Raw genomic sequence first — 24,259 nt, forward strand, 5'->3', positions numbered from 1 at the left:
ACCTCAAACCCAAAAGGCGATCCGCCGACCCCAATGGGCATAGACCGGCACAGTGATGCTCCAACCGATCACCGTGATCGCCAAGGTCACAATCCAGATCAAAGGATCCGGCGCCTGTCCCAGCAGCGGTGCACGCAGCACTTCGATAAAATAATAGAAGGGATTGAAATCCACGAAGATCGTGCGAAATCCAGTGGCGTCTTCCGGATACCAGAGGATCGGCGTCACGAAGAACGCAAGACGCATGGCGTTCGGGACCAGTTGCCCCAGGTCTCGATAGCGAACATTGATGAGGCCGAGCAGAAGGCCAACCCAAATTCCGTTCAGCAACACGATCGCCAGCGCTGGCAGAATCAGGATGATGTTCGGGAACGGCCACACCCGGAAAATCGCAAGAACCGCGACATACACAAGGGAGTTGAAGCCAAGGATGACGAGATTCTTCCAGAGGAGCTTATAGATGTACACCGTCCTCGGAACCGCGATCTCCCGAATGGCGGCGGCATTGCTCGCGAAAGAGTCCTTGCCCTCGATGACCAACGCCTGCACGAAGCCCCAAATCATGTAGCCTGTGACGAGATGGGGGATATAGTCGGACATAGGGCGTGCCATGATCCCGCCATACAGCGTGCCGATGCAGGTCGCCACAAACGCCAGGCTGAGCGTGTTCCAGAACGGTCCGATGCGCGAACGGCGATGGCGCGTTTGCACGTCCCGCCATCCCAGCGTCATCCACAATTCACGCCAACGCCAGCCGTCGCGAACCTCGCGCAACACCTCCAACATTTTCGAACCGTCGGTTCTCAACTTCGCTTCCTTGATCCCATTTCCGGCAATAGACGACAATCCGAGATACAGGGCGGCTTCTGTCTGAAGCTTATGCGCCCGGTGACCGTGGTTCCGGGCTTCGCCTCGGACTGTGTCACATCCACAAATTAAGCCTTCACCACATTGCTGCGCACGCCGAGATAATGCCCACGCGTGTCGACAATGAGCTTGGCGTGCTTCTCGATGGTGTCGTAGTCGAACCTGTCGTGGTCCGTCGCCAGCAGCACCAGATCGTACCCAGCCAGCGTCTCCGGAGTCAGCTCGACACTCTCGAGATCGAAAGAGTAGCGCCGCATCTTCGGGAAGCTCGGAACGTGTGGATCGCTGTAAGCGATCTCCGCGCCCTTTGCCTGAAGGATGCTCATCAGCTCGACGGACGGCGACTCCCGCATGTCGTCGACGTTCTTCTTATAGGCGATGCCGAGGACAAGGATTTTGCTGCCCCGGATCGGCTTCTCGCGCTCGTTCAGAGCATCGGCGATCTTCTCGACCACCCACTCCGGCATCGTGCTGTTGATTTCACCGGCAAGCTCGATGAAGCGCGTGTGCAGACCATACTCACGCGCCTTCCAGGTCAGATAGAACGGATCGATCGGAATGCAGTGTCCACCCAGCCCCGGACCGGGATAGTACGGCACGAAGCCGAAGGGCTTGGTCGCGGCCGCACGAATGACTTCGTGGATGTCAATCCCCATCCGGTCAGCGATGATCTTCATCTCGTTCACGAGACCAATGTTCACCGCGCGGTGGATGTTCTCCAGCAGCTTCGTCAGTTCAGCGGCCTGGGTGGAGCTCACCGGAACGACCGTGTTGATCACCTGGCCATACAGGGCAAGACCCACTTCGAGGCAGGACGGGGTGCTGCCGCCGCAGACCTTGGGAATGGTGTGTGTCGTAAACTTGGCATTGCCTGGATCCTCACGCTCGGGCGAGAACACGAGAAACACGTCCTCTCCCACCGTGAGGCCGGCCTTCTCGATCCGAGGACGCAACTCTTCTTCGGTCGTGCCGGGATAGGTTGTGCTTTCCAGCGACATGACCTGGCCGGTCCTCAGGTGCGGCAGAAGAGCATCGACGGTGTTCAGCACGAAGCTGAGATCTGGTTCTCGGTATTTGTTGAGAGGGGTGGGAACGCACAGGATCAGCGCGTCCACATCGCGAGCCCGCGACAGATCGGCGGTCGGCTCGAATCCGTCCTTGATGGCCCTGGCGATGCCCTCGGAGCCGATATGCTCGATATAGGTCTGTCCCTGCTTGAGGATATCGACCTTGCTCTGGTCGATATCGAAACCGACGACCTTGTACCCGACCTCGGAATACCGAAGAGACAGCGGCAGACCGACATAACCCAGTCCGACGATACCGATAACAGCGGTCTTGTCGTTCAATCTTTTCAGCAGCGTGTCTTTGTGCATCGGAAATCTCGGCTTCAGGCGCGTGGGATCGCGCGATCCTTCTATAAGGGGATTGACCCAACCCGCATACCTCCGGAAAGCGCCATAGTGCCGCGCCTTCCGAAACGGAAGATCGCCCAGCCAACAAGCCTAGCCGGAGCCCCTCGGACGCCGCTATACCGCTTTGACCCTGCTCCAGCAACCCTGACTCACCGTCGGGTCAACCTGACGCAATGACAGAGATTTCGGGCTTCTCCGTACGGCGTATAGTTGCCCACGCGCCACGAACCTCACCGTCGGCAAAGGATTAAGCTCACATCGAGCCCAGCCCCAACCCTGCGCCTCCTTCGCTTGCCCGCCCCCCATGATCGATCTACTAGGACAGCTCCGATCCCGGAGAATTTGAATGCGCGTCCTGGCCGTGGCGGTCACCTACAATCCAGACACGGACCTGCTGGCCCAGGTCCTGCGATCTTCTGCCCCCCAGGTCCAGGGCGTCGTGGTGGTCGACAATGGCTCTGCGAATGCCGGGACAGTGAGAGAAGTCGCGTCAGCCTTTCAGGCGCATGTCCTTGCAAATGAAGAGAATCTCGGGATAGCAGCGGCCCAGAATCAGGGTGCGGCCATGGCACAGACAGAAGGCTACTCGCACATCCTGCTGCTCGACCAGGATACGGTCCTGACGCCTGGCGTCGTGGCCGATCTGTCGAACAACTTGACGGTTCTGGAGAAAGAACATGGCGGAGTGGCTGCCATTGGGCCAGCTTACTACGAGCTTAACAGCCAGAAGCAGACGCGGGCCTATCGAGCCAACGGGCTCCGTCTGTCCCGGATTTCGCTGGAGGGCCCGGACCACCCCGTGGAGAGCGACTTCATCATTGCCTCCGGCTCCCTGATTCCACTGGCCGTCCTGAAGAAGGTGGGCGGCTTCAAGGAGGATCTCTTTATCGACCTAGTCGATGTGGAATGGTGTTTCCGAGCCAGGGCGGCAGGGTACAGAAGCTTCCTGTCCCCCACTGCTAAGGTGGATCACCACCTCGGCAGCGGAACAATAGAAGTCGGCAAACGTCAGATTGCCGTCCATGTCCCGATCAGAAACTACTACTGGGTCAGGAACGCATTGTGGTTGGCACGCCAGCCCTACACGCCCTCGGCCTGGAAACTTTATTTCATTAGCCGAAGCCTGGGCTTCCTGGCTGCCTACACGACCCTCGTCGACAAAAGAATCTTAAGGCTACAACTCATCTGTCGAGGGATCTGGGACAGCTTCACCGGACATCTCGGTCGGCTAAACCAGGGAAAAGTTTAATTTTCAGATCCTTAGCCGGCTTCTGTGCTCAGCCCATTCGCTGCCCCGCCTCGGCCAGTCCCCAAGCAAGCAGACTCTCAGCGCGCTCCGGGGTCGTAGCCTCCACGTAAACCCGCAATTCCGGCGCATTACCGGAAGGACGGAAGTGCACGACCTCGCCATTCTTCGCTGTAATCCGCAATCCATCGCAGGAATTGACCCCGGCCACACCTCCTAGAGGAGTCATCAGTTCGGAGAGAAATGCCCCATCCTGCTGCAACCGGGAAACAAAGGCAGTGCTCTTGTCCGTCTCCACGTTCTGCAGACGGTTGCTGGCCGCCGCCTTGAAGGCAAAGGTGGCTCCGATTTCGGCGAGAGGCCTGCCCTGTGTGACGATCTCGCTGAGAACGCAGAGGATGGGCAGCATGGCATCCCGGGTGGGAAGCGCCGCCAACTGACGGCCATCCCGTACAATGTCCGAACCAAGTAGGACACCGCCATTGGCCTCGAAGCCGAGGACAGCCCGCCCCCCTGCCTCAGATGCCTCCACCATGCCCTCGATGACGTAAGGGGAACCGACCCGCGTGCGGATAACAGTCTTGAATGCACCGCATGCCTCCAGGGCGGAGTTGGAGGTCACGGGGGTGACGATCACATCCGCCCCCAGAGCCTTGGCTGTGATTGCCCCGACCAGGTCGCCGCGCAGGAAGTTGCCGTTGGCATCGGAAATCAGGGGACGGTCCGCGTCGCCATCGGTCGAAACGATGGCATCGAGTGCTTGCTCTTGGGCCCATTGCCGCGCCAGAGCCTCGTCCTCCTCGCGCAGGGCTTCGGTGTCGACGGGGATGAAGCTCGTTGCCCGCCCCAGCGGCACCGCCTGAGCGCCCAGGTCCTCAAGCATTTCGACGATGACATCGCGGGCCACCGAGGAATGTTGGTAGACACCGACAGTAAGACCCGCCAGCGCCCCTGCCCCGAAGAAGTCACGGTAGCGGGCCTTGTAGGCATCGATCAGATTAATGTCAGGCGTCTGAGCATGAAAGGCGCTGATGCTCTTGGGTACCGACGTGATCTCGAGCTTGGCATGCCACGCCAGGATGGCAGCCTCATCCTTCTTATCGATCTCCCCTTGAGCCCGGTAGAATTTCAGTCCGTTGCGGTCCTCCGGAATGTGGCTTCCGGTGACCATGATCGCCGGGATGCCGAATCGCATGCCGTGATAGGCAAGCGCCGGCGTGGGAAGAGCGCTGCAATCGAGCGGAGTGAGCCCTGATTCGCGCAGGGCTGCATAGCAGAGCTGGGCAATGCTCGGGCTGCTCTCGCGCAGGTCCCGTCCAACCAGCACGACATTCTGGGACGCGGCCGCCGAGCCGTCCGCCTTGAGCATCTCGGCAAAAGCGCGGGTATAGGCGAAAGCCGGAACACCGTTCAGCTCGACGACAAGCCCTCGCAGCCCGCTCGTGCCGAATTTCAGGGACGACGGGATGATGGCTGGATGCATGTCCATAAGGGATTGCCTGTCTGTAACCTGGGCGTTCGATGCCGCGCCTCAATCAAAGAGCGGCATTCTCCGATATTCGATCATGAGAATAGTTCCGAGCGCGGCGGTCCAAGTCAACGCACCCAGTAGGCTCGAACGGGTCACTCGGATGGGGGAGGCAATGACTTGACCTACCCCAAAGGCATTGCAGTCTTAGGCCTTACGGTTGCCCACAGAGGATCCTAGACCTTTTCCCAAGAGGAAGATGCTTCCGATCGCCGCAAGGCATCCAGGATGCGCATGTTCAGGATGGCATCCTCCCAGCCATAGACCAGAGGCGCAGTGCCTCGGACCGCCTGACTGAAAGCCTCGCCCTGAAGCCCATATTGATCCACCACAGGAAACTCGATGGCGCGGGCCGATTGATTGCCGTGCGCGCTGCCATCGTCGACGAAGATGCGGGTCGGCTTGTCCGGTGGCGCATTGAAGGGGATCTCGATCTCGATCCGCCCCTTCGTTCCGAAGATCTGGACCCGCTGATACGGCACGGACTGGGTCGAAACCGTGAAGGACAATTGCCGACCATTCCCGAAATCCATCAGGGCACTGGTGGTCCGATCGACGCCGAAGGCCGGGTCACGATCCATGAGCGTGACGACGCGAAGGGGTTCGGCATCGAAGAAGTAACGCCCTGCGACGACGGCATAGCAGCCGATATCGAGGAGCCCTCCCCCGCCGATATCGGCTTTGTTGCGAATATTCGCGGGATCGACATTGAAGTATGAGAAGCTGATCTGAATGGCGCGCAGCTCTCCGATCTCGCCGCTTCGGATCACGTCACGGGCGCGATGCCATTGCGGATGATGACGGACCATGAAGGCTTCCGCGACCAGCACCTGAGATGCAGCCTGCCCGAGCTGCTTCGCCTCGTCGGCCGTGATGGCAATCGGTTTCTCGCACAAGACATGCTTGCCGGCGGCAGCGGCCGCCAAAGTCATCGGCACATGAAGATGGTTGGGCAGCGGATTGTAGATCGCCTCGATCTCGGGATCGGCAAGCAGCGCTTCGTAGGAACCGTAAGCCTTCGCGATCCCGAGTTCCGCCGCCATGTCACGGGCGGACGCCTCGTCTCGCGATGCAACGGCAATGACATCGCAGAGCGGGCTTTTCATCATGCCCGGGACGACCTTCACGCGTCCTATCTTCGCGGTGCTTAAGATTCCCCAACGGACCGGCTGCATGGCGCTCTCCTCATGTTTCGATACCTGTTGATAGGGCTGCGATCTCAAATCGCGGACCGTCGCAGAGATTTGTAATCCTTATGCAGAACCGGTCCGGTCGTGTCGCGCTCCAAAAGGGTCAGTGGCAGCCGGAGATTCCAATCTTCGGGCTTCATGTCGTTCCGGATCAGCTTCATGAGAACGTCGGCACCTGTGCGCCCCAGCTCATACAGGGGCTGCCGGAACGTGGTGAGCGTGGGTTCGGTGTAATCGGCAAACTCGATCCCATCGAAGCCGACGACCGAGACATCCTGCGGAACGCGGATCCGTTCCTCGCGGACGCGCTTGATGAAGCCAATGGCACTCTCATCGCAAGCGGCGAAAATTCCGGTCGGGCGATCCTTCATCCTCAGGAAGGATTCGGCGGCGGCAACACCGGTCGAGAACACGAAGGGCCCCTCCCAACGCACGAAGTCGTCCGGGCTGAAGCCGGCCGCGGCAATCCCCTCTTGGAATCCTCGAAATCGCTCGTGTTCAATGATTGAACTCGGCGTCCCCGAAATGTAACCGAACCTGCGGTGCCCGAGTTGCGCCAAATACTCAACCGCCCGGCGGGATGCCTCGCGATCCTGAACAACCACGTTCGGGATCTTGTCGTCATCGATGGCAGCACACATGGCGACGATCGGCAGTCCGGATTCTCTCATGTCGCGGGTGCCGTTCTCCGGAATGTAACCCGTCAGCAGAAGAACACCGTCCACCTGCCGGGACAGGGCGAGATCGACATAGCGGGCCTCACGCTCCCTGCGGTTGTCCAGATTGCCGATGATGATGCCATAGCCCGACTGCGTCAGCTCATCATCGACACCGCGAAGGATTTCGGCGAAGACCGGATTGGTGAGTCGCGGCGCCACCACCAGCACGTTCATGGTGCGGCGGGTGCGCAGTTTCTGTGCAGTGCTGTTCGGAATGTAGCCGCTGCGGCGCACGGCCTCCATCACGAGATCGTGCGTTTTCTGCCTTACCTTCTCCGGTTCCGACAGCACCCGGCTGACCGTTGCCGTCGACACTCCGGCAAGTCGAGCCACATCGGCGATGCGTATCTCCTTCACGGAACGCCACCTTTTCCGACTCATGCAGGTTACCTCAGTACCCTTGGCAAGATATGTTACCTTCTCTCATAGGAAATAACTTACATCAACTAGTGTCTTGACTAATCTAAAAAGCCACTACAACCTATATCGCAAGATGTAATCGATTACAAAAATCGATAAAACGCTTCTGGGGAGGAAGCCATGAGCATGAAGACACGCGTTTCCGCCTATACCCTTTCTATTGCCCTACTCTGCAGCACCGGAGCCTTCGCACAGCAAAAGGCCGAGGTTCTTCACTGGTGGACATCCGCCGGTGAATCCGCCTCCGTGAAGGTCTTCGCGGATCAGTTCACCAAGGCCGGCGGCACCTGGGTCGACAACGCCATCGCCGGCGGCGTCAACGCCCGCACGGCGGGCATCAACCGGATGGTGGGCGGCAATCCCCCGACCATGATGCAGTTCAATACCGGCAAGCAATTCGACGAGCTTGTCAGCAATGATCTGGTGCGCGACGTCGACGCTCAGGCAAAGGCGGGCAAGTGGCGGGAGATTATGCCCAAGCCCATCGTCGAGGCGGCGGTCCGCAACGGCAAATTCTACGCCGTCCCGGTCAATATCCACGGCCAGAACTGGATGTTCTACAACACCAAGATCTTTGCGGACGCCGGCCTTCAGCCTCCAAAGACCTTTCCTGAGCTGATCGAGACTGGCGAGAAGCTCAAAGCCAAGGGCGTCATCCCGCTCGCCCTTGGCGGTCAGCCGACCTGGGAGCACAATCTGTTCCGGGCTGTGCTTGTGGGCAACGGCGGTGCCGAGATGTTCCGTCAGTTTTACGGCGTCCGCAAACCGGATGTATTAAAGGATCCGAAATTCAGGCAAACCGTCGAGCTCTTCGGCAAGATGCGCGGCCTTGTCGATCCCGGCAGCCCCGGGCGCAACTGGAACGACGCCACGGCCCTCGTGATCACCAACAAGGCAGCGATGCACTTCAATGGCGATTGGGCCAAGGGCGAGTTCACCGCGGCAGGCCAGACGCCCGGCAAGGAATATGGCTGCACCCTGGTGGGCGACAGCCCGAAGGAAGTGATCGGTGGTGACGTCTTCGTCTTCCCGACGACCAAGGACAAAACGGCCCTCGCCACCCAGGACAAGCTGATCGAGGTCCTGCTCGACCCGAACACCCAGCTCGAGTTCAACAAGAAGAAGGGTTCGATCCCGGTGCGCATGGATGTGGACGTTTCCTCCATGGACGTCTGCGCCCAGAGATCCAATGCCGTGCTGAAGGATCCCGCCAATCAGGTCGAGTCGATGGAAATGCTCACCACACCGAATTTCCAGGGCGCCATTCAGGATGCGGTCACGCAGTACTGGAACACCCCGAACATGTCGGTCGATGCCTTCATCGAGAAGGTGACCAACGCCATGCGGGACGCGACCTAAAGAATTCTGCCTCGCCCCTGCATGCAGGGGCGAGGCTTCGGTCACGGATCTTGAAGCATTTTCAATGGAGCCTGTCTGGTGGACACCATCTCGATCCGCGCTCCCGGCGTCAGCCCGAGCGGTACGAAGGTCCGACGCAGCCTGCGAACACGCCTGCCCGCCGCCATAGCCCTTCTGCCAACCGCGCTCATTGTCCTTGTCGTCTACATTGGCTGCATGCTCTGGACTGTGCGGCTCTCGTTCACAAGTTCGACTCTCCTGCCCAAGCTCGACTGGTTTGGCCTGACGCAATATACCCGCCTCTTTGCCAATGACCGCTTTCTCACCTCGGCCGAGAATATCGTCATCTTCGGCGCGCTGTTCATCTCGGGCTGTCTGATCATCGGCTTCCTGCTCGCGGTCTTCATCGACCAGAACGTGCGCGGCGAAGGCCTCTTCCGCACGGTCTTTCTTTATCCTTTCTCCATGTCCTTCGTCGTCACCGGCGTCGCGTGGCAATGGTTCCTCAATCCCGGCCTCGGCCTGCAAAAGCTTGTGCGCGATATGGGTTTCGAGACCTTCACCTTCGACTGGCTCGTGAATCAGAAGATGGCAATCTACACCATCGTCATAGCCGGACTCTGGCACGGATCCGGCCTCACCATGGCCATCATGCTCGCAGGCCTTCGTGGAGTGGACAGAGATCTCTGGAAGGCGGCCAAGGTCGATGGCATTCCGACCTGGCGCGTCTATACCTCCGTTGTCCTTCCTCTGCTCCGCCCCATGGTCGTGACAGCCGTCGTGCTGCTCGCGACCGGCGTCGTGAAGCTCTACGATCTCGTGGTCGCCATGACCCTGGGCGGTCCCGGTATCGCCACCGAAGTGCCGGCAAAATTCGTCATGGATCACCTGTTCGAGCGTAACAACATCGGTCTCGGAACAGCCGCTGCGACGATCATGCTGATCACCGTCGTGATTGTGCTGGCCCCTTGGGTCTATGCTCGCTACGTCCGCTCCGAAGGGAGGCACGCATGACCCCCTCAGTGCCTCAGGGCCGTCGCCCGCAACATCTCACAGCGGGCCGCATCGGCGTCTATGCCTTTCTGGTAACGGCAGCACTGTTCTTCCTGCTGCCGCTCTGGATCATGGTCATGACCTCGCTCAAGCCCATGGAGGAGATCCGGCTCGGCAACATTCTCGCTGTACCCGCCGCCATGACCTTCGAGGCCTGGAGCAAGGCTTGGTCCTCCGCCTGCACCGGGCTTGAATGCAACGGCATCAGCGTCGGATTCTGGAACTCGGTGCGCATTCTCGTCCCGTCGGTGATTTTCTCGATCATCGCCGGCGCCATCAACGGCTATGCCCTGTCGTTCTGGCGGGTCAAAGGTGCTAACGTCATGTTCGGCATCCTGCTGCTCGGCGCCTTCATCCCGTACCAAGTCTTTCTCTATCCCCTGGTGCGGATTTTTTCGCTGACCGGGATCTACAACTCCCTCGCCTGCATCGTGCTCGTGCATGTGATCTTCGGCCTGCCGACGATGACGCTCTTGTTCCGCAATTATTATGCGGGCCTTCCCATCGAGCTGTTCAAGGCGGCGCGCATCGATGGCGGCGGCTTCTGGTCGATCTTCTTCCGGGTGATCCTGCCCATGTCGACGCCCATCATCGTGGTTGCGACGATTCTGCAGGTCACCGGCATCTGGAACGACTTCATCTTCGGCCTGACCTTCGCGGGCCGCGAGAACCTGCCCATGACCGTGCAGCTCAACAATATCGTGAACTCGACGCAGGGCGAGCGCGCCTACAACGTGGACATGGCAGCCACCATGCTCGCGGCGCTCGTTCCCCTCGTCGTCTACTTCGTCTCAGGACGCTGGTTCGTCCGTGGCATCGCCGCCGGCGCTGTGAAGGGATAAGGCATGTCGACCGTTTCCGTTCGTGATGTGACCGTCGCATTCGAAGCCGTTCAGGTCTTCGACGGCCTCTCCCTCGATATCGCCGAGGGCGAATTTATTGTCCTGCTCGGACCATCGGGCTGCGGCAAGTCCACCCTGCTTAATGCCATCGCAGGTCTGCTCGACGTTGCCGAGGGGCAGATCTGGATCAACGGCAAGAACGTGACCTGGGAGGAGCCGAAAGATCGCGGCATCGCCATGGTGTTCCAGTCCTATGCCCTGTATCCGCGCATGAGCGTGCGCGAGAACATGTCCTTCGGCCTGAAGATGGCGAAGACGCCGAGGCCCGAAATTGAAAAGCGTGTCGCGAAGGCGGCGGAGCTATTGCAAATCACGCCCCTCCTCGACCGTCGCCCGGACCAGCTCTCCGGCGGCCAGCGCCAGCGTGTTGCCATCGGTCGTGCCCTCGTGCGCGACGCCGCCGTGTTCCTTTTCGATGAACCTCTCTCCAACCTCGATGCCAAGCTGAGAAACGAACTCCGGGTCGAGATCAAGCGTCTGCATGCCCGTCTCGGCAAGACCACCATGGTCTATGTCACGCACGATCAGATCGAGGCGATGACACTGGCCGACCGGATCGTGGTCATGAAGGAGCAGAAGATCCAGCAGATCGGCACGCCCGACGAGATCTATCACCGTCCGGCCAACCTGTTCGTCGCGGGCTTTGTCGGATCGCCGCAGATGAACTTCATCAAGGGCCGGATCGAGAACACGGGAGAAGGCTTGAGCTTCCTTGCCGGCGACCGCCGCCTGTCGCTCTCAGCATATCAGTTTGCTGCCTCGCCCTCGGCCGGGCAGGAGGTCGTGCTCGGTGTTCGGCCGGAGCATCTGGAGATTGCGAGTAACGGCACGTGGCCGGGCTTCAAGGTCGACATCGTCGAACCCATGGGCGCCGACACGGTGATCTGGTGCAGCGATCCTGTCGGCTCGGTCCAGGTGCGTACGACCGGCAGTCGCAAGGCGACACCGGGCGAGAGCCTGACGCTCCACGTCGATCCCACGCAGGTGTCTCTCTTCTCGGCCGAGACCGGCGAGCGCCTGTAACCACACCATCATTGCGGCAGGCCTCATCGCATGACCTGTCGCGCCCGCCATCACGAACCTTGAGGACACCATGAGCGTCACGGATAGTCTTTCCATTCAACTCTACACGCTGCGATCCCTGGAGGATCTCGACCTGATCCTCGATACGGTGGCTGAGGCCGGCTATCGCCATGTCGAGACGGTCGGATCGCATCTGGACAAGGCCGCGGAGGTTCGCGCGAAGCTCGATGCGCGGGGCCTCAAGGCTTCCTCCAGCCATGTGAGCATGGCGGCTTTGCGCGAGAAGCCCGATGCCATTGTGGATGCCTGCAAGACGCTGGGCCTCACGCATCTCTACATGCCGGCCGTTCCGCCGGAAGAGCGCGACATGGCCGCCGACGGCTGGCTCTCGCTCGGCCGTGAATTGGGACAGATCGCGGAGCGCTTTCAGTCAAAGGGCATCCGTCTCGGCTACCACAACCATCATTGGGAGCTGAAGCCGAAGGACGGCACGAAGACCGCCCTCGAACTGATCTTCGAAGCGGCCGGCTCGAGCCCCCTTACCTGGCAGGTCGACGTGGCTTGGCTCGTGCGTGGCGATGTCGATCCCAAGGAATGGATCGACCGTTATCGCCGCAGGATCACGGCCGCTCACGTGAAAGACATCGCACCGGCTGGACAAAACGAGGATCAGGACGGCTGGGCCGATGTCGGCTCGGGCACTTTGAACTGGCGCGAGCTCTGGCGCGTATGCCGCGATGCCGGTGCCGAATGGATGGTGGTCGAGCACGACAAACCGGCAGACCCGGCCGCGACGGCCCGCAACAGCTTCGCCTTCCTGCGCACAATCGAGGACTAGGATCATGAACTCCCTCAACGTCGGCATCATCGGATGCGGCAACATTTCGAGCATCTATCTCCAGAACATTCCGGCCTATCGCGGCCTTACCCTGCGCGCCTGCGCGGACATGAAGCCGGAGGTGGCGCAGGCTCAAGCGAGCCGGCACGGCGTCGAGGCGCTTTCGGTCGACGAGCTTCTGGCCCGCGATGACATCGACCTCGTGGTCAACCTCACTGTCCCGGCTGCCCATTTTGGCGTTTCGCTCGCAGCGCTCTCCGCCGGCAAGCACGTCTTTTCCGAAAAGCCTCTCGCGGTCGATTTCGAGCAGGGACGCAAGCTCGTCGACGAGGCGGAAGCGCGCGGCCTTCATCTCGGCTGCGCCCCCGACACCTTCCTCGGCGCCGGCGGACGCCTCGCCCGTAATCTCGTCGATGATGGCAAGATCGGGCATATCCTCTCTGGAACGGCGTTCCTGATGTCGCATGGCATGGAGCACTGGCATCCGGATCCGGAATTCTTCTTTAAGCCCGGTGGCGGCCCGATCCTCGACATGGCGCCTTATTATCTGAGCGCCCTTATCAACCTGATCGGTCCGATCCAACGCGTCTTCGCCATGTCGAGCATCGGATTCCCCGAGCGCATCGTGACATCGGAATCACCACGTAAGGGCCATCGGATCGCGGTTGAAACCCCGACCCATGTGATGTCGCTCCTCGAATTCGCCTCGGGCGCGCAGGTGACGTTCTGCATGAGCTGGGACGTGTGGAAGCACAGCCATCCGGCCATCGAGATCTACGGCTCGGAGGGCTCGCTGCGCGTGCCGGACCCGAATTTCTTCGGTGGCCAAGTGGAGATCACTGAACGCGGCGGTGATTGGCATGCCGTCGACTCGAGCGAGATGCCGTTGGGCTCGCCCAATTGGCGCTCGCCCAATTGGGCTCCCGATATTCCGAACAAGGCGAACTACCGCGCCCTCGGCCTCGCCGACCTCGCGAGCGCCGTGCTGAACGGCACCCCGCACCGCTCCAGCGGCCGCCTCGGCTTGCATGTTCTGGAGGTCATGCACAGCATCCTCGAAGGCGCGGCGACGGGACAGCCTCGGGCGATCACGACAACGCTCGAACGGCCGGCTGTCCTGGAGGATGCCGATGCAGCCCTTCTCTGGAAGGGCCTGCCAAAGACGGCGTCAGCGGCCTGAGATCGATTGAAAAGACAGAAAGAACGGACGATGCGGGAAGCACTCATCGTGTGGGGCGGCTGGCACGGCCATGAGCCGGAACAATGTGCCACGATCGTGGCCGGCATGCTGCGGGAGGAGGGTTTTCAGGTTCACCTGGAAAACTCGACCCAAGCCTTTGCCAGTCCTCAGCTCTCCATGATGAGCCTCATCGTGCCGATCTACACCATGTCGAAGATCGAAAAGGAGGAGGTCGCCAACCTCTCCCAGGCCGTCCGTGAAGGAACCGGCCTAGCCGGCTTTCACGGCGGCATGGGCGATGCCTTCCGCGAGGCGGTCGAGTATCAGTTCATGTGCGGCGGTCAATGGGTGGCCCATCCCGGCAACATCATCGACTACCGCGTGAACATCACCCGCCCCGACGATCCGGTCATGCAGGGTGTCCAGGACTTCGACTATCGTTCCGAGCAGTACTACATGCACGTGGACCCCTCGAACGAGGTTCTCGCCACGACCACTTTCTCGGGCGAACATGCGCCCTGGATCGAAGGCGTCGTGATGCCGGTCGTCTGGAAGCGCCGCCACGGCCAGGGCCGCGTCTTCTACAGCTCCCTCGGCCATGTGGCGAGGGAGTTCGATGTGCCAGAGATGGGCACCATCCTACGGCGCGGCATGGTGTGGGCAGCACGGGACTGATATCTACCGCCTTGTTCGAAACGCTGGAAGACGCGGGATATCGCGTTTAAGGATGTTGGAGTCGTCTTTCTTATCCATCCAACGTTCACGCGGGGAACATCATGCGGATCATTGTCTATGGCGTCGGCGCAATTGGTGGGACCGTCGCCGCAGCCCTGACGCTCTCGGGACAGGAAGTGATCGGCATTGCGCGGGGCGCTCAGCTCAAGGCCATCCAGGCCGATGGGCTGTTTCTGCGTACGCCGGAGAAGACCGCAAGGGCGCAGTTTCCCTGCGTGTCCGATCCGTCTGAAATCGACTTCCGACCGAATGACGCCATCCTGCTGACGATGAAAACCCAGGATACACTTGCCGCGCTCGATCATCTGCGCGCCGCAGGCGTCACCGGGCAGCCAATTTTCTGCGTTCAGAACGGCGTGACCAACGAGCGACTGGCTCTCCGCTATTTCCCTGAGGTACATGGCGTGACGGTGATGATGCCGGCTGCCATTTCGGCACCCGGCGAGGTCAGCGCCTTTTCCGTGCCGCGTCACGGCATCTTCGACATCGGGCGCTACCCCGGCGGCAGCAACGATTACGACATCAAGCTCGCGAAAGCTCTAGAGGCGGCCAATGTCGCGGCCTTCGTCTCGCAGGACGTGATGCAGAGCAAATACGGCAAGCTGCTTCTCAACCTGAGCAACATCCTGCAGGCCGCGCTCGGCCTCGATGCCGATTTCAAGCACCTGGAAGCGTTGCTTCGGACCGAGGCTGAAGCCGCCTACAAGGCTGCCGGCATCCCCTGGCTGGATGTCGGCGCCGCCGATGCCCGCAGAGCGCAGTTGATGAAGCAACAGCCGATCGCCGGCATCGACCGCTTGGGCAGTTCGACGACGCAGAGCCTTGCGCGCGGCGGCGGATCGATCGAGACCGACTACCTCAACGGCGAAATCGTGTTGCTCGGACGCCTTCACGGCGTATCGGTGCCCGCGAACACCTACTTCACGGAGCTGGGAGCCCGCATGGCACGAGAAGGGCTCAAGCCCGGAGCGATTTCGGTCGCCCAGACCGAGACGGAACTGTCGGCTCTCGGTGCTTTGCCGGGGCGCTGATCTCGTCAGCCGAGCGTGAAGGCTTCGTGCACGGCGGACTGGACCGAGCCGCCGAGCACGGCGCCGCCTCCGGCCACATAGATCCAGTCGCCGATCACCGTGGCCCCAACCGCATGCCGCGGCGTCGTCATCGGCGCGTGATGCTGCCATGTATCGGAGGCGGGATCGTAGCTTTCCATCTGCCCGAAGACCTTTGCCTGAATCGGCCTTCCCTGCTCGATGCGTCCCGCCTCGCCGCCCATGGCGAAAAGCCGGTTCCGGTAGGTCACCAGCCCGTGCCCTGAACGGGCAGTCGGAAGCGGCGCCCGCTCCTCCCATGAGTCCTTGGCCGGCAGATACACATGATGCAGGTTGGTATTGTATTCGAAGGTGTTGAAGCGTCCGCCGATGACGTGAATGACACCGTTATGAGCAACACAACCCACGTGATCCCGAGCACCGGGCAGTGCCTTGGCTTGCGTCCAACGGTCGGTCTGCGGATCGTAGACCTCATGCCAGCCGACGCTGGCCCTCTCCGCAACCGGTAGCGAGGCTCCGCCGATCAGATGGATTTTGCCATCGAGCACCACGGCCGCAGCGGCACCGCGTGGCCGAGGCAGCGGCGCAATCGGCGCCCATCGATCCGTAGCTGGATCGTAGACATACGCATTAGGGTCGGGATTGCGGTTCTGCTCGATGAACCCGCCCAAGGCATAGACCCGCCCGGCATCGGCCGCGACCGCCACATGGTTGGCTCCGCGCGGCAGCGGGGCCGCATTGAACCATCGATCCGGGGCAGGATCATAGACGTGATGATAGGCGCGGTCGACCCGACCCTCGCCATAGCCGCCAACGATGTGCATACGATCGTTCAGAACCGTGGCCCAGGCCATCTCGCTGCGCGGAATGGGCAGCGCCGCACGAGAGACCCATCGTCCCTGCGCACCGGCCGGAGCCGGGCTGTCGGTCACGCGCTGCGCCTCCTGCTCGGGCGTCAGATGATGCGGCACGCCGCCCTGCAGGCGGGTATAGGGATCCGGCGAGGGTGCCGCCTCGGGCAGCGGCGCATTGTGCCCCGCATGCTGGGCCAGAGCGCGGGAACCTCCGAGAGCGGTCAATCCGGCGAGTGCGATGAAGTGGCGGCGATCCATGTCCGACCTCGCGCAATGTGACCGGCCGATACTCGCGGAGGGCAGCGTCCGTGACAAGGAAACATGTCGCACGTCTCATCAAGTTTTCGAGACCAAGCGAAGCCCATTGACTTGCACGCCTTCAGCTTCGAGCCTGACCGGACGAGAAAGCGCAGCATAAGAGGCAAGACGCCATGAACCTGTCAGCACTGCTCCGTCAACGGTTTGATGCAGGCCGCCCCGTTCGCGTGGCGCTCATCGGCGCCGGCAAGTTCGGCTCGATGTTTCTCGCCCAGGTGCCGACCATCGCCGGGCTCGAGGTCGCGATGATCGTCGATCTCAATCCGGACCGAGCCCGTGAGGCCTGCCGGACTGTCGGCTGGGACGAGGCGAGAATTGCGAGCATGCGCTTCTCCACCGATGGAACGGAGGCCTGCACGGCGGATGATGTCGAGGTGGTGATCGAAGCGACCGGCAATCCCGAGGCGGGAATCAAGCATGCGCTGGCGGCCATCGAGGCCGGCAAGCACATCGTCATGGTCAATGTGGAGGCCGATGTCCTGGCAGGTCCCCTCCTCGCCGAGAAAGCGCGGGAGCGCGGCATCGTCTATTCGATGGCCTATGGCGACCAGCCTGCACTCGTGTCGGAGATGGTGGATTGGGCCCGTGCCGCGGGATTCACGGTCGCTGCGGCGGGCAAAGGAACGAAATACCTGCCGGCCTACCACGCGGTCACTCCGGACGGTGTCTGGACCCATTATGGCCTGACGCCGGAGCAGGCCAAAGCTGCGGGCATGAATCCGCAGATGTTCAACTCCTTCCTCGATGGCACCAAATCCGCCATCGAAATGGCCGCCATCGCGAATGCCTGCGACCTCGATGTGCCGGAGGACGGATTGCTCTTCCCGCCCTGCGGTGTCGACGATCTCGCTCATATCCTCCGTCCCCGTGCCATCGGCGGTCAACTCGGTCATGACGGCATGGTGGAGGTGGTGTCCTCGCTCGAGCGCGATGGCAGGCCGGTATTCCGGGATCTGCGCTGGGGCGTCTACGTGGTGCTCAAGGCCCCCAACGACTATGCGGCAGCCTGCTTCAAGCAATATGGCCTTCCCACGGATTCGACCGGCCGCTATGCGGCCATGTACAAGCCCTTCCATCTGATCGGCCTCGAATTGTCCATCTCCGTTCTGAGCGCCGCGCTGCGCGGTGAGCCGACGGGCTCATGCCGGACATGGCGTGGCGATGCAGTTGCGGTTGCCAAGCGCAATCTCAAGGCGGGGGAAAGTCTCGACGGCGAAGGCGGCTACACCGTCTATGGACGGCTTGCGCCAGCGGCACGCAGCAAGGCTCAGCGCATGCTGCCCATCGGCATTGCGCACGGCGTCCGCCTGACCCGTGACGTCGCTGCGGGTTCCGTGGTCACGGAGGACGATGTGGATCTCGATCCCAACCGACTTGCGGTAAGAATCCGGAGAGAGATGTGCGACCGCTATAGTGGTCGTGATGATCAAGCTGCCCCGCATGTTCAGCGGTGAAAGGTCTCATGCTCTCTGGTCATAGGGATGTCGGACCAATCACATTATCGTCCAACGCACAAAGATGATGGAGCTTCACATGGATTACCGCAGCCTGGGCCGGAGCGGCCTCAAGGTCTCGCCGATCTGCCTGGGCACGATGATGTTCGGCGGTCCGACGGACGAAACTCTCTCCGCGCGCATCATTGCGAAGGCACATGAGGCGGGTGTGAACTTCATCGACACGGCCGATGTCTACAACGGCGGCCTGTCCGAAGAGATCACGGGACGCGCGATCAAGGCGCATCGCTCCCATTGGGTGCTCGCCACGAAGGTCGCCAACCCGACCGGGCAAGGCCCCAACGAGAGCGGTCTCTCGCGCCGGCGCATCATGGAGTCCGCAGAGGCAAGCCTGCGGCGCCTCGGCACGGATTGGATCGATATCTACTATCTCCATAAAGAAGATCACACGACGCCTCTGTTGGAGACGGTGCGCGCCATGGGCGACCTCGTGCGCCAAGGCAAGATCCGGTATTTCGGCGTCTCGAACCATCGGGCCTGGCGCGTGGCTGAGATCTGCCGCCTCTGCGACGATCTCGGCATCGATCGTCCGGTGGTGAGCCAGCCCTATTACAACGCCATGAACCGGATGCCGGAGGTCGAGCATCTGCCGGCTTGCGACTATTATGGCCTCGGCGTCGTGCCCTACTCGCCGCTCGCGCGCGGCGTCCTCACGGGCAAGTACAGCCCCGATGCTCCGCCACCGGAGACGAGCCGCGCCGGTCGGCAGGACAAACGGATGATGCAGACCGAATGGCGTCCGGAATCCCTGCAGATCGCGCAGGACATCAAGCGCCATGCCGAGGCGCGTGGAATCACTGCAGGCCAGTTCGCGGTGGGATGGGTGTTGAACAGTCGCTTCATCACGGCCGTCATCGCAGGCCCGCGCACGGAGGAGCAGTGGGACGATTACCTGAAGGCCCTCGACTATCGCTTCATGGCCGAGGATGAAGCGCTGGTCGACCGCCTCGTCGCGACCGGGCATCCTTCCAGCCCCGGATACAACGACCCCGCCTACCCACTCGAAGGGCGTTCGCCACGGACATTGTCACCGGGCTAGGGCACCTTTCGGCGCAATTCGGTCGCGTACGAGGAACAGTTGAGACCGACCTGCCGCCTCATGGGAGGGCAGTCATTGCATTGATGCAATGAAATGACTGCGTTTTGTGCCATTGCATTGCATGAATGAAAAGATCAGGTTCTTGGCACACGGACCACAGGGGTCCTGGAGACAAAACCATGATCGACACCCGCCTTGCTCCCTATGGTGCTTTCGCCCTGCGTGCGGCTCTTGGCATCATGTTCATCGCCCATGCCTATCTGAAGATCGCCGTCTTTACGGTTCCGGGCTTTGCCGGCTTCCTTTCGCAGGTCGGCTTCCCTGCCTTCCTGGCATGGCCCATCATCCTGGCCGAACTGATCGGCGGCCTTGCCATTCTGCTGGGCTTCTATGGTCGCGCAGTATCTATCGTCCTGCTGCCGGTTCTCCTGGGCGCTCTGCTCGTGCATGCCCCGAACGGCTGGGTGTTCAACGCTCCCAATGGCGGCTGGGAATATCCCGCTTTTCTGGCGATCGCCGCCCTTGCGCATGTCCTGATCGGCGACGGCGCCTTCGCGATGAAGCCCCTGACTCTCGGCCTCGGTTCTGCCACTCCGCTTCGCCCTCGGGTCGGATAACCTTTCGACAGAAATCATGAACGGCCGTGCGCGTTCCGCACGGCCGTTCATCCATTCAATAAACAAGGGACGCCAGAAACAAGGGACTCCAGGCAAACTATTCAACCATGCAGAGCCGCCTCCCAAGCGCAATCAGTTCTCCATGCTCGCCAGTTCGCCTTTCAGCCAATCGTGAAAGGCTGATACCGCCCGCGTCTGCGGCAGGGCTTTGGACGTGACGAACCAATAGGCGATACCCGTGGCATAGCGGTCCGGAAAAGGAGCCGAGAGACGCCCGAAAGCGATGGCATCTCCTGCCAGCGTCTCCCACGCCAGAAACACCCCCTGCCCCGCAACCGCGGCATCGAGGCAGAGCGAGGCGTCCGAGAAGACCGGCCCATCGCCCAGGATCGACTCGTCGAGACCGTTCGGGCCGAGCCAATCGTTCCAGCCGAACATGGGCGTCGGCTCGCGGATGATGGGAGCGCCGGCAAGGTCGGCGGGCTTTCGCAGTCCCTCGGCAAGCGGTGGACTGCAGACGGGGAAGATACGCTGATCGATCAGCTTCTCCGCTTTCACATGGGGCCAGTTGCCCCAACCGACCCGGATGCACACGTCCACATCCGATGTATCCGGATCGACGAGCGCCACATCCGCATCGATGCGGATGCGGATATCGGGATACTGCTCGTGAAAACGCTGCAGGCGCCACACCAGCCACTTGCTTGCGAAGACGGGTGCTACGGATACCGTCAGCACATCGTCGCGGCGGCGTTCGGCGAGAGCAAGTCCGACCGAAATCTCTGCGAATCCAGCGTTCAGGTATTTCAGGACGTCCTGCCCGAACGGCGTCGGCTTCAGGCCTTTCGGCAGACGCTCGAACAGGGACCGTCCGAACTGCTCCTCGGCCTTCAGGATCTGCTGGCTGACGGCCCCGATGGTGACGCCGAGTTCGTCGGCTGCCGCCCTCAGGCTGCCTAATCGGCCCGCCGCCTCGGCGGCGCGCAGGCCCGTGAGATGGAACCGGCTCAAGTTTCGCATATAGTTTTTCTATAGCCTCATGCAGAGAAAAACCATCCCTCGAAGGCGAGAATGGGCGCATGATGCAGAGATGTTAAACCCCTTCACTATAGCAAAGCAGCTTCTCCGCAACCGCCCCCGGCAACGGGACGCGGATGACTGGAGCGGCGATCCTCTGTCCCATCCGGCCCTGCAACGCATGAGTTTGGAGCAGCTGGCGGATCTCCCGTTCGACCGGAGCCCTCCTTCAGCGGAATGTTGCCCTGCCCAAATCCGCAGGCGCGTCATCTCCTCTCAGAAGTAAGCCTTCGTCGACGCGAGAGATGAGTTTGGGCCCTCTCTGCACTGAGGCAGCGCACAGCGTTTCAACGAACAAGGCCGCGCCGACGACAATCCCGGACGAGGAAACTGCGAGTTTTCTAGGAGGAAACTGAATTATTCAGTTGAGAATGGCTGGGGCGCCAGGATTCGAACCTGGGAATGGCGGTACCAAAAACCGCTGCCTTACCACTTGGCGACGCCCCAATAGTGTGGCGTGTACATAATCGGCCCGATGGCGGCTGGCAACACCGTTTTGCAAGGAGACATTTATCTGCAAGAAAGGCTCAATTCTCCCCTTGCGGCGCTCCCACCTCGCCGCTATAAGACCGGCCTCCCGAGAATTTTCGGTGTCGGAGTGTAGCGCAGTCTGGTAGCGCACCACGTTCGGGACGTGGGGGTCGCAGGTTCAAATCCTGCCACTCCGACCATTCTTCTTCTGCAAAATCAATGCCTTAGTAGAAGCGATATGCTGAGGCAAAATTCCTTCCCGAAAATGTTCCCGAAGAACTCTCCGGTTCTCCCAGAGCAGGGGTCATCTGGGAAAATCCATTACTTCCTGATCGCAGCGTCCTCCTGTGAACTCCCTAGCTCACCCAGAGCCTCCGTTGCTGGCTCTCCTACTCCCAGTAACTCGAACCCGAGCCCAATAAATTCGCTCTCTGATTGTTCTGGGCTCTACATCTCTGCCACGGCTATGGTTGAACGGCTCGTCAATTTCCATGAGTGATCATCCGCATTGATTGCCCGCTCTGCCCCTCACCGGAAGGGTCAGCATCGGTTGGCTCGGCTGGGCGAGAAATTCGGGGCCGACATTCAGCTATGCGAGCTTCTCGATAAGATCGCCTTCGACCGCCCTCGTCAGAGCCTCCCATAGGAGCAGCCTCCGAACCAGTTCGATCTGAATTGCAAGGCTCGGTTCACCGACTTGGCGGTGACTAGCCGCCCTCCCCCTAATCTTCCTTAAGGTCGAGGCTACTTGAGCTTGCCAGCCCATGCTAGATGGTTGACCTTGTCGGTCTGCCGACCAGGGGCGGAGAGTTCCGTCGTAGTGTTCGGGGAATTGCGAAGGGCTTCGCGGGTATATAACGCCATGCACCCGTTGCATAACAGCGGCAACAAAAAAGGGCAGCGATGCTGCCCGTTTAAGCTTGCCTACTGTTCAGACAAGAACTATCTTTTGCACTGCAACACGGCGATTGGCGTCGCAGCGTTGCTGCCCTTCTTGGGCGTTTCCTCCCTAAACTTCGGGCCGCTTTCTAGCGGCCTTTTTTCTTAGGTGGCCTGTTCTAGCGAAAGCCGCAGGCAACCTGCAAGTAGACTTCCGGCTTACAACAGTGGTTCGTTCCCGCTGATGCGTCGCCCTGTATCAATCACAACACCCTCATCGTATCTGTCTGGAAGCCGACAAAACGAGAAATCAATTGTGCTCATTTTCGACGGGCAGGCACGACTTATCTCTGCCGCCCGAAGAGCGCTGCAATCAGTCCTCCGCGTCGGCGGACTTCCTGGCGCTCAAGGTGAACCAGGAACTGTTCTTGCTCAGCTTTTAGCTCCTGTGCGATCTCATCTGGGATTTCAACCGGGCTCAGCCCTGTGTCCCGCCTGGATTCATCGTTCTCCATCCCGCTCTGTTTTATGGCGGATAAAGGTTCAATTCGACCCGGCAAGTCGTTCTGGCCCTCGTAGCGGACATAATCCTGGAAACCGGGCCTGATGCGATGCTCCTGATCAAGGATGACCTCGCGTGTGACCTCCACCTCAAAGAAGCGCCCTTCTGGTGTTGTCACATCAACCCGCCTGATCATTCCCTCGGAATAGCTCCTCATCGGACCGGGTGGATGGAAGTGAACGCGAACTTCATCCCCCACCGCAATCTTCATGGGCAATGTCTCAGACATCCAGAGTCGATACTCCTGTTCTTGGCAGGCGCTGTGACGCCCACATGGCCGCTTGGGTGCGATTTGCTGCGCCGATCTTGCGCAGGATGGCTTTGACGTGGACCTTCACCGTGGCTTCAGTCACATCGAGCTTGCGGGCGATGAGCTTGTTGGGCGCTCCCTCCCTCAAGCAACTCAGGATTTGCCTCTCCCGCGCCGAGAGCTTGCAAGCCTTCAAATCAGACCAGTGTGACTCTGCCGTGTTGTTCCGGAGCAGTTCGTTCCGATACGGGGCAGCCCCAGTCGCAATTGAGCGGAGCACCATTGAGGGCACCACAGTCTCGCCGAGCATGATGAGTTCCAATGATTTTGTCAGAACCTCGGGAGAAGTGGCTGCCAGACAGAAGCCATCTACGCCTGTCTCGTGTCCCAGCCGCACGAAGCTGAGGTCGAACTGAGCCGCCAGAACCACGATCCGAACCTCCGGAATCCGTTCTCTCACCTGCCTAACAATCTCAAGCACGCGCCTGGGGTTCTGGCTGGCCTCGATGATCACCAGGGCGGGCTGTGAAACGAATTCCCGGAGCCGTCGTGGCCCTGCGACAGGGGCGGTCTCGGCAACGACAAAGCGAGTTCCTGACAGAATCTGCTGAAGCCCTGAGCGGAGCAGAGAGTTGTCACAGATCAGAGCCGTCGGGATCGTTGGAGTGAGACTGGTGGGCAAGCAATCGCTGCGAGACGGGCGGTTGTGTACAAGCGTCAGCGTTTGCGCAGTCATCTGTGCCCCTGTTTAGCTTCCCCCGTCAAGCACATGTAAACAGGTCATTACGGCTTCGTCTGTCGGAAACCCGACGAAAGAGATCAGCCGATAGTCCGAAGTGTTACCGGTAGTTATTCCCCTCCCTAAGCTCAGCAATACAGAACGCAGACCAGCGATCTATGCTCATCTTCACCGAGAGATTGAGACCACTGTCTTAGGATCGACTATTGACAGCTTGCTCCGTCGCAGACTTCTGGTTCTTCCGCCCTGCATTGAGGAGCCGATTGCTCGCCAGAAGTTTCTCGGACTGTGACCTGAAATACGTAAAAGCCGTTATACCGCACACCAGCACGGGCTGCTCTGTCGTGGAAGCCGGGTGGCGCGACATCCTGGCAGCGGAGAACGCGCTCAAACGACCATGCCTCCGCGTCGATGA

General features: G+C 60.7%; 21 protein-coding genes and 2 tRNA genes. 13 read left to right on the plus strand and 10 right to left on the minus strand.

What is annotated here, in order from left to right; all coding sequences use genetic code 11:
- Positions 1-3 precede the first annotated feature (3 nt).
- Positions 4-807, minus strand: a complete 804-nt coding sequence (locus JO965_RS18885) for an ABC transporter permease (protein ID WP_203440551.1) — start codon at positions 805-807, stop codon at positions 4-6.
- 128 nt (positions 808-935) lie between these two features.
- Entirely contained in the window at positions 936-2,243 is a 1,308-nt protein-coding gene (locus JO965_RS18890; RefSeq protein ID WP_203440552.1) for a nucleotide sugar dehydrogenase, read from the minus strand.
- Between the two features lie 385 nt (positions 2,244-2,628).
- Here JO965_RS18890 and JO965_RS18895 point away from each other — a divergent pair, with 385 nt between their 5' ends.
- A complete protein-coding gene (locus tag JO965_RS18895; RefSeq protein WP_203440553.1) occupies positions 2,629-3,531 on the plus strand; it encodes a glycosyltransferase family 2 protein in 903 nt (300 codons plus the stop codon).
- A gap of 28 nt (positions 3,532-3,559) precedes the next feature.
- Here JO965_RS18895 and JO965_RS18900 read toward each other — a convergent pair whose 3' ends face one another.
- The 3 genes from JO965_RS18900 to JO965_RS18910 form a co-directional block, all read right to left on the minus strand.
- Positions 3,560-4,999 (minus strand): phosphomannomutase, encoded by a 1,440-nt coding sequence (locus tag JO965_RS18900; RefSeq protein ID WP_371826890.1) that lies wholly within the window; start codon positions 4,997-4,999, stop codon positions 3,560-3,562.
- A gap of 233 nt (positions 5,000-5,232) precedes the next feature.
- Positions 5,233-6,231 (minus strand): Gfo/Idh/MocA family protein, encoded by a 999-nt coding sequence (locus JO965_RS18905; protein ID WP_203440554.1) that lies wholly within the window; start codon positions 6,229-6,231, stop codon positions 5,233-5,235.
- A 44-nt stretch (positions 6,232-6,275) separates the two neighbouring features.
- Entirely contained in the window at positions 6,276-7,322 is a 1,047-nt protein-coding gene (locus JO965_RS18910; RefSeq protein WP_203440555.1) for a LacI family DNA-binding transcriptional regulator, read from the minus strand.
- Positions 7,323-7,505: 183 nt separating this feature from the next.
- Between JO965_RS18910 and JO965_RS18915 the strand changes: the two genes are divergently transcribed.
- From JO965_RS18915 to JO965_RS18950, 8 genes are all read left to right on the plus strand, one after another.
- Positions 7,506-8,744 carry an ABC transporter substrate-binding protein gene (locus tag JO965_RS18915; protein ID WP_203440556.1) on the plus strand — a complete coding sequence of 413 codons (1,239 nt, stop codon included), beginning with the start codon at positions 7,506-7,508 and terminating at the stop codon, positions 8,742-8,744.
- Positions 8,745-8,822: 78 nt separating this feature from the next.
- Entirely contained in the window at positions 8,823-9,758 is a 936-nt protein-coding gene (locus JO965_RS18920; protein WP_203440557.1) for a carbohydrate ABC transporter permease, read from the plus strand.
- Complete coding sequence (locus JO965_RS18925) at positions 9,755-10,639, plus strand: carbohydrate ABC transporter permease (protein WP_203440558.1); 885 nt, start codon at positions 9,755-9,757, stop codon at positions 10,637-10,639. Before JO965_RS18920 ends, JO965_RS18925 begins: the two co-directional genes overlap by 4 nt.
- 3 nt (positions 10,640-10,642) lie before the next feature.
- Positions 10,643-11,722: an ABC transporter ATP-binding protein gene (locus JO965_RS18930; protein WP_203440559.1), complete on the plus strand. Its 1,080-nt coding sequence runs from the start codon at positions 10,643-10,645 to the stop codon at positions 11,720-11,722.
- A 70-nt stretch (positions 11,723-11,792) separates the two neighbouring features.
- Positions 11,793-12,560 carry a sugar phosphate isomerase/epimerase gene (locus JO965_RS18935; RefSeq protein WP_203440560.1) on the plus strand — a complete coding sequence of 256 codons (768 nt, stop codon included), beginning with the start codon at positions 11,793-11,795 and terminating at the stop codon, positions 12,558-12,560.
- Positions 12,561-12,564: 4 nt separating this feature from the next.
- Positions 12,565-13,740 carry a Gfo/Idh/MocA family protein gene (locus JO965_RS18940; protein WP_203440561.1) on the plus strand — a complete coding sequence of 392 codons (1,176 nt, stop codon included), beginning with the start codon at positions 12,565-12,567 and terminating at the stop codon, positions 13,738-13,740.
- Between the two features lie 30 nt (positions 13,741-13,770).
- A complete protein-coding gene (locus JO965_RS18945) occupies positions 13,771-14,415 on the plus strand; it encodes a ThuA domain-containing protein (protein WP_203440562.1) in 645 nt (214 codons plus the stop codon).
- A 101-nt stretch (positions 14,416-14,516) separates the two neighbouring features.
- Positions 14,517-15,506: a ketopantoate reductase family protein gene (locus JO965_RS18950; protein WP_203440563.1), complete on the plus strand. Its 990-nt coding sequence runs from the start codon at positions 14,517-14,519 to the stop codon at positions 15,504-15,506.
- 5 nt (positions 15,507-15,511) lie between these two features.
- Here the strand turns inward: JO965_RS18950 and JO965_RS18955 are convergent, their stop codons facing one another.
- Complete coding sequence (locus JO965_RS18955; RefSeq protein WP_203440564.1) at positions 15,512-16,636, minus strand: kelch repeat-containing protein; 1,125 nt, start codon at positions 16,634-16,636, stop codon at positions 15,512-15,514.
- Between the two features lie 173 nt (positions 16,637-16,809).
- Here JO965_RS18955 and JO965_RS18960 point away from each other — a divergent pair, with 173 nt between their 5' ends.
- The 3 genes from JO965_RS18960 to JO965_RS18970 all read left to right on the plus strand — a co-directional run bounded on the left by JO965_RS18960 (position 16,810) and on the right by JO965_RS18970 (position 19,866).
- On the plus strand, positions 16,810-18,150 hold the full coding sequence (locus JO965_RS18960) for an NAD(P)H-dependent oxidoreductase (protein WP_203440565.1): 1,341 nt from the start codon (positions 16,810-16,812) through the stop codon (positions 18,148-18,150).
- Between the two features lie 79 nt (positions 18,151-18,229).
- Positions 18,230-19,249 carry an aldo/keto reductase gene (locus tag JO965_RS18965; protein ID WP_203440566.1) on the plus strand — a complete coding sequence of 340 codons (1,020 nt, stop codon included), beginning with the start codon at positions 18,230-18,232 and terminating at the stop codon, positions 19,247-19,249.
- 179 nt (positions 19,250-19,428) lie between these two features.
- Positions 19,429-19,866 carry a DoxX family protein gene (locus tag JO965_RS18970; protein ID WP_203440567.1) on the plus strand — a complete coding sequence of 146 codons (438 nt, stop codon included), beginning with the start codon at positions 19,429-19,431 and terminating at the stop codon, positions 19,864-19,866.
- A 132-nt stretch (positions 19,867-19,998) separates the two neighbouring features.
- Here JO965_RS18970 and JO965_RS18975 read toward each other — a convergent pair whose 3' ends face one another.
- On the minus strand, positions 19,999-20,886 hold the full coding sequence (locus JO965_RS18975; protein ID WP_203440568.1) for a LysR substrate-binding domain-containing protein: 888 nt from the start codon (positions 20,884-20,886) through the stop codon (positions 19,999-20,001).
- 429 nt (positions 20,887-21,315) lie between these two features.
- Positions 21,316-21,390: transfer RNA gene (locus tag JO965_RS18980), tRNA-Gln, on the minus strand.
- A 147-nt stretch (positions 21,391-21,537) separates the two neighbouring features.
- On the opposite strand from JO965_RS18980, the gene JO965_RS18985 reads away from it, so the two are divergent.
- Positions 21,538-21,614, plus strand: a tRNA-Pro gene (locus JO965_RS18985).
- Between the two features lie 1,023 nt (positions 21,615-22,637).
- Here JO965_RS18985 and JO965_RS18990 read toward each other — a convergent pair.
- Together JO965_RS18990 and JO965_RS18995 are read right to left on the minus strand one after the other, a co-directional pair.
- Positions 22,638-23,066, minus strand: a complete 429-nt coding sequence (locus JO965_RS18990) for a hypothetical protein (protein ID WP_203440569.1) — start codon at positions 23,064-23,066, stop codon at positions 22,638-22,640.
- Positions 23,067-23,076: 10 nt separating this feature from the next.
- Entirely contained in the window at positions 23,077-23,787 is a 711-nt protein-coding gene (locus JO965_RS18995; RefSeq protein ID WP_203440570.1) for a response regulator transcription factor, read from the minus strand.
- Between the last annotated feature and the right edge of the window lie 472 nt (positions 23,788-24,259).

The sequence above is a fragment of the Microvirga sp. VF16 genome (assembly GCF_016864375.1).
GTDB lineage: Bacteria > Pseudomonadota > Alphaproteobacteria > Rhizobiales > Beijerinckiaceae > Microvirga.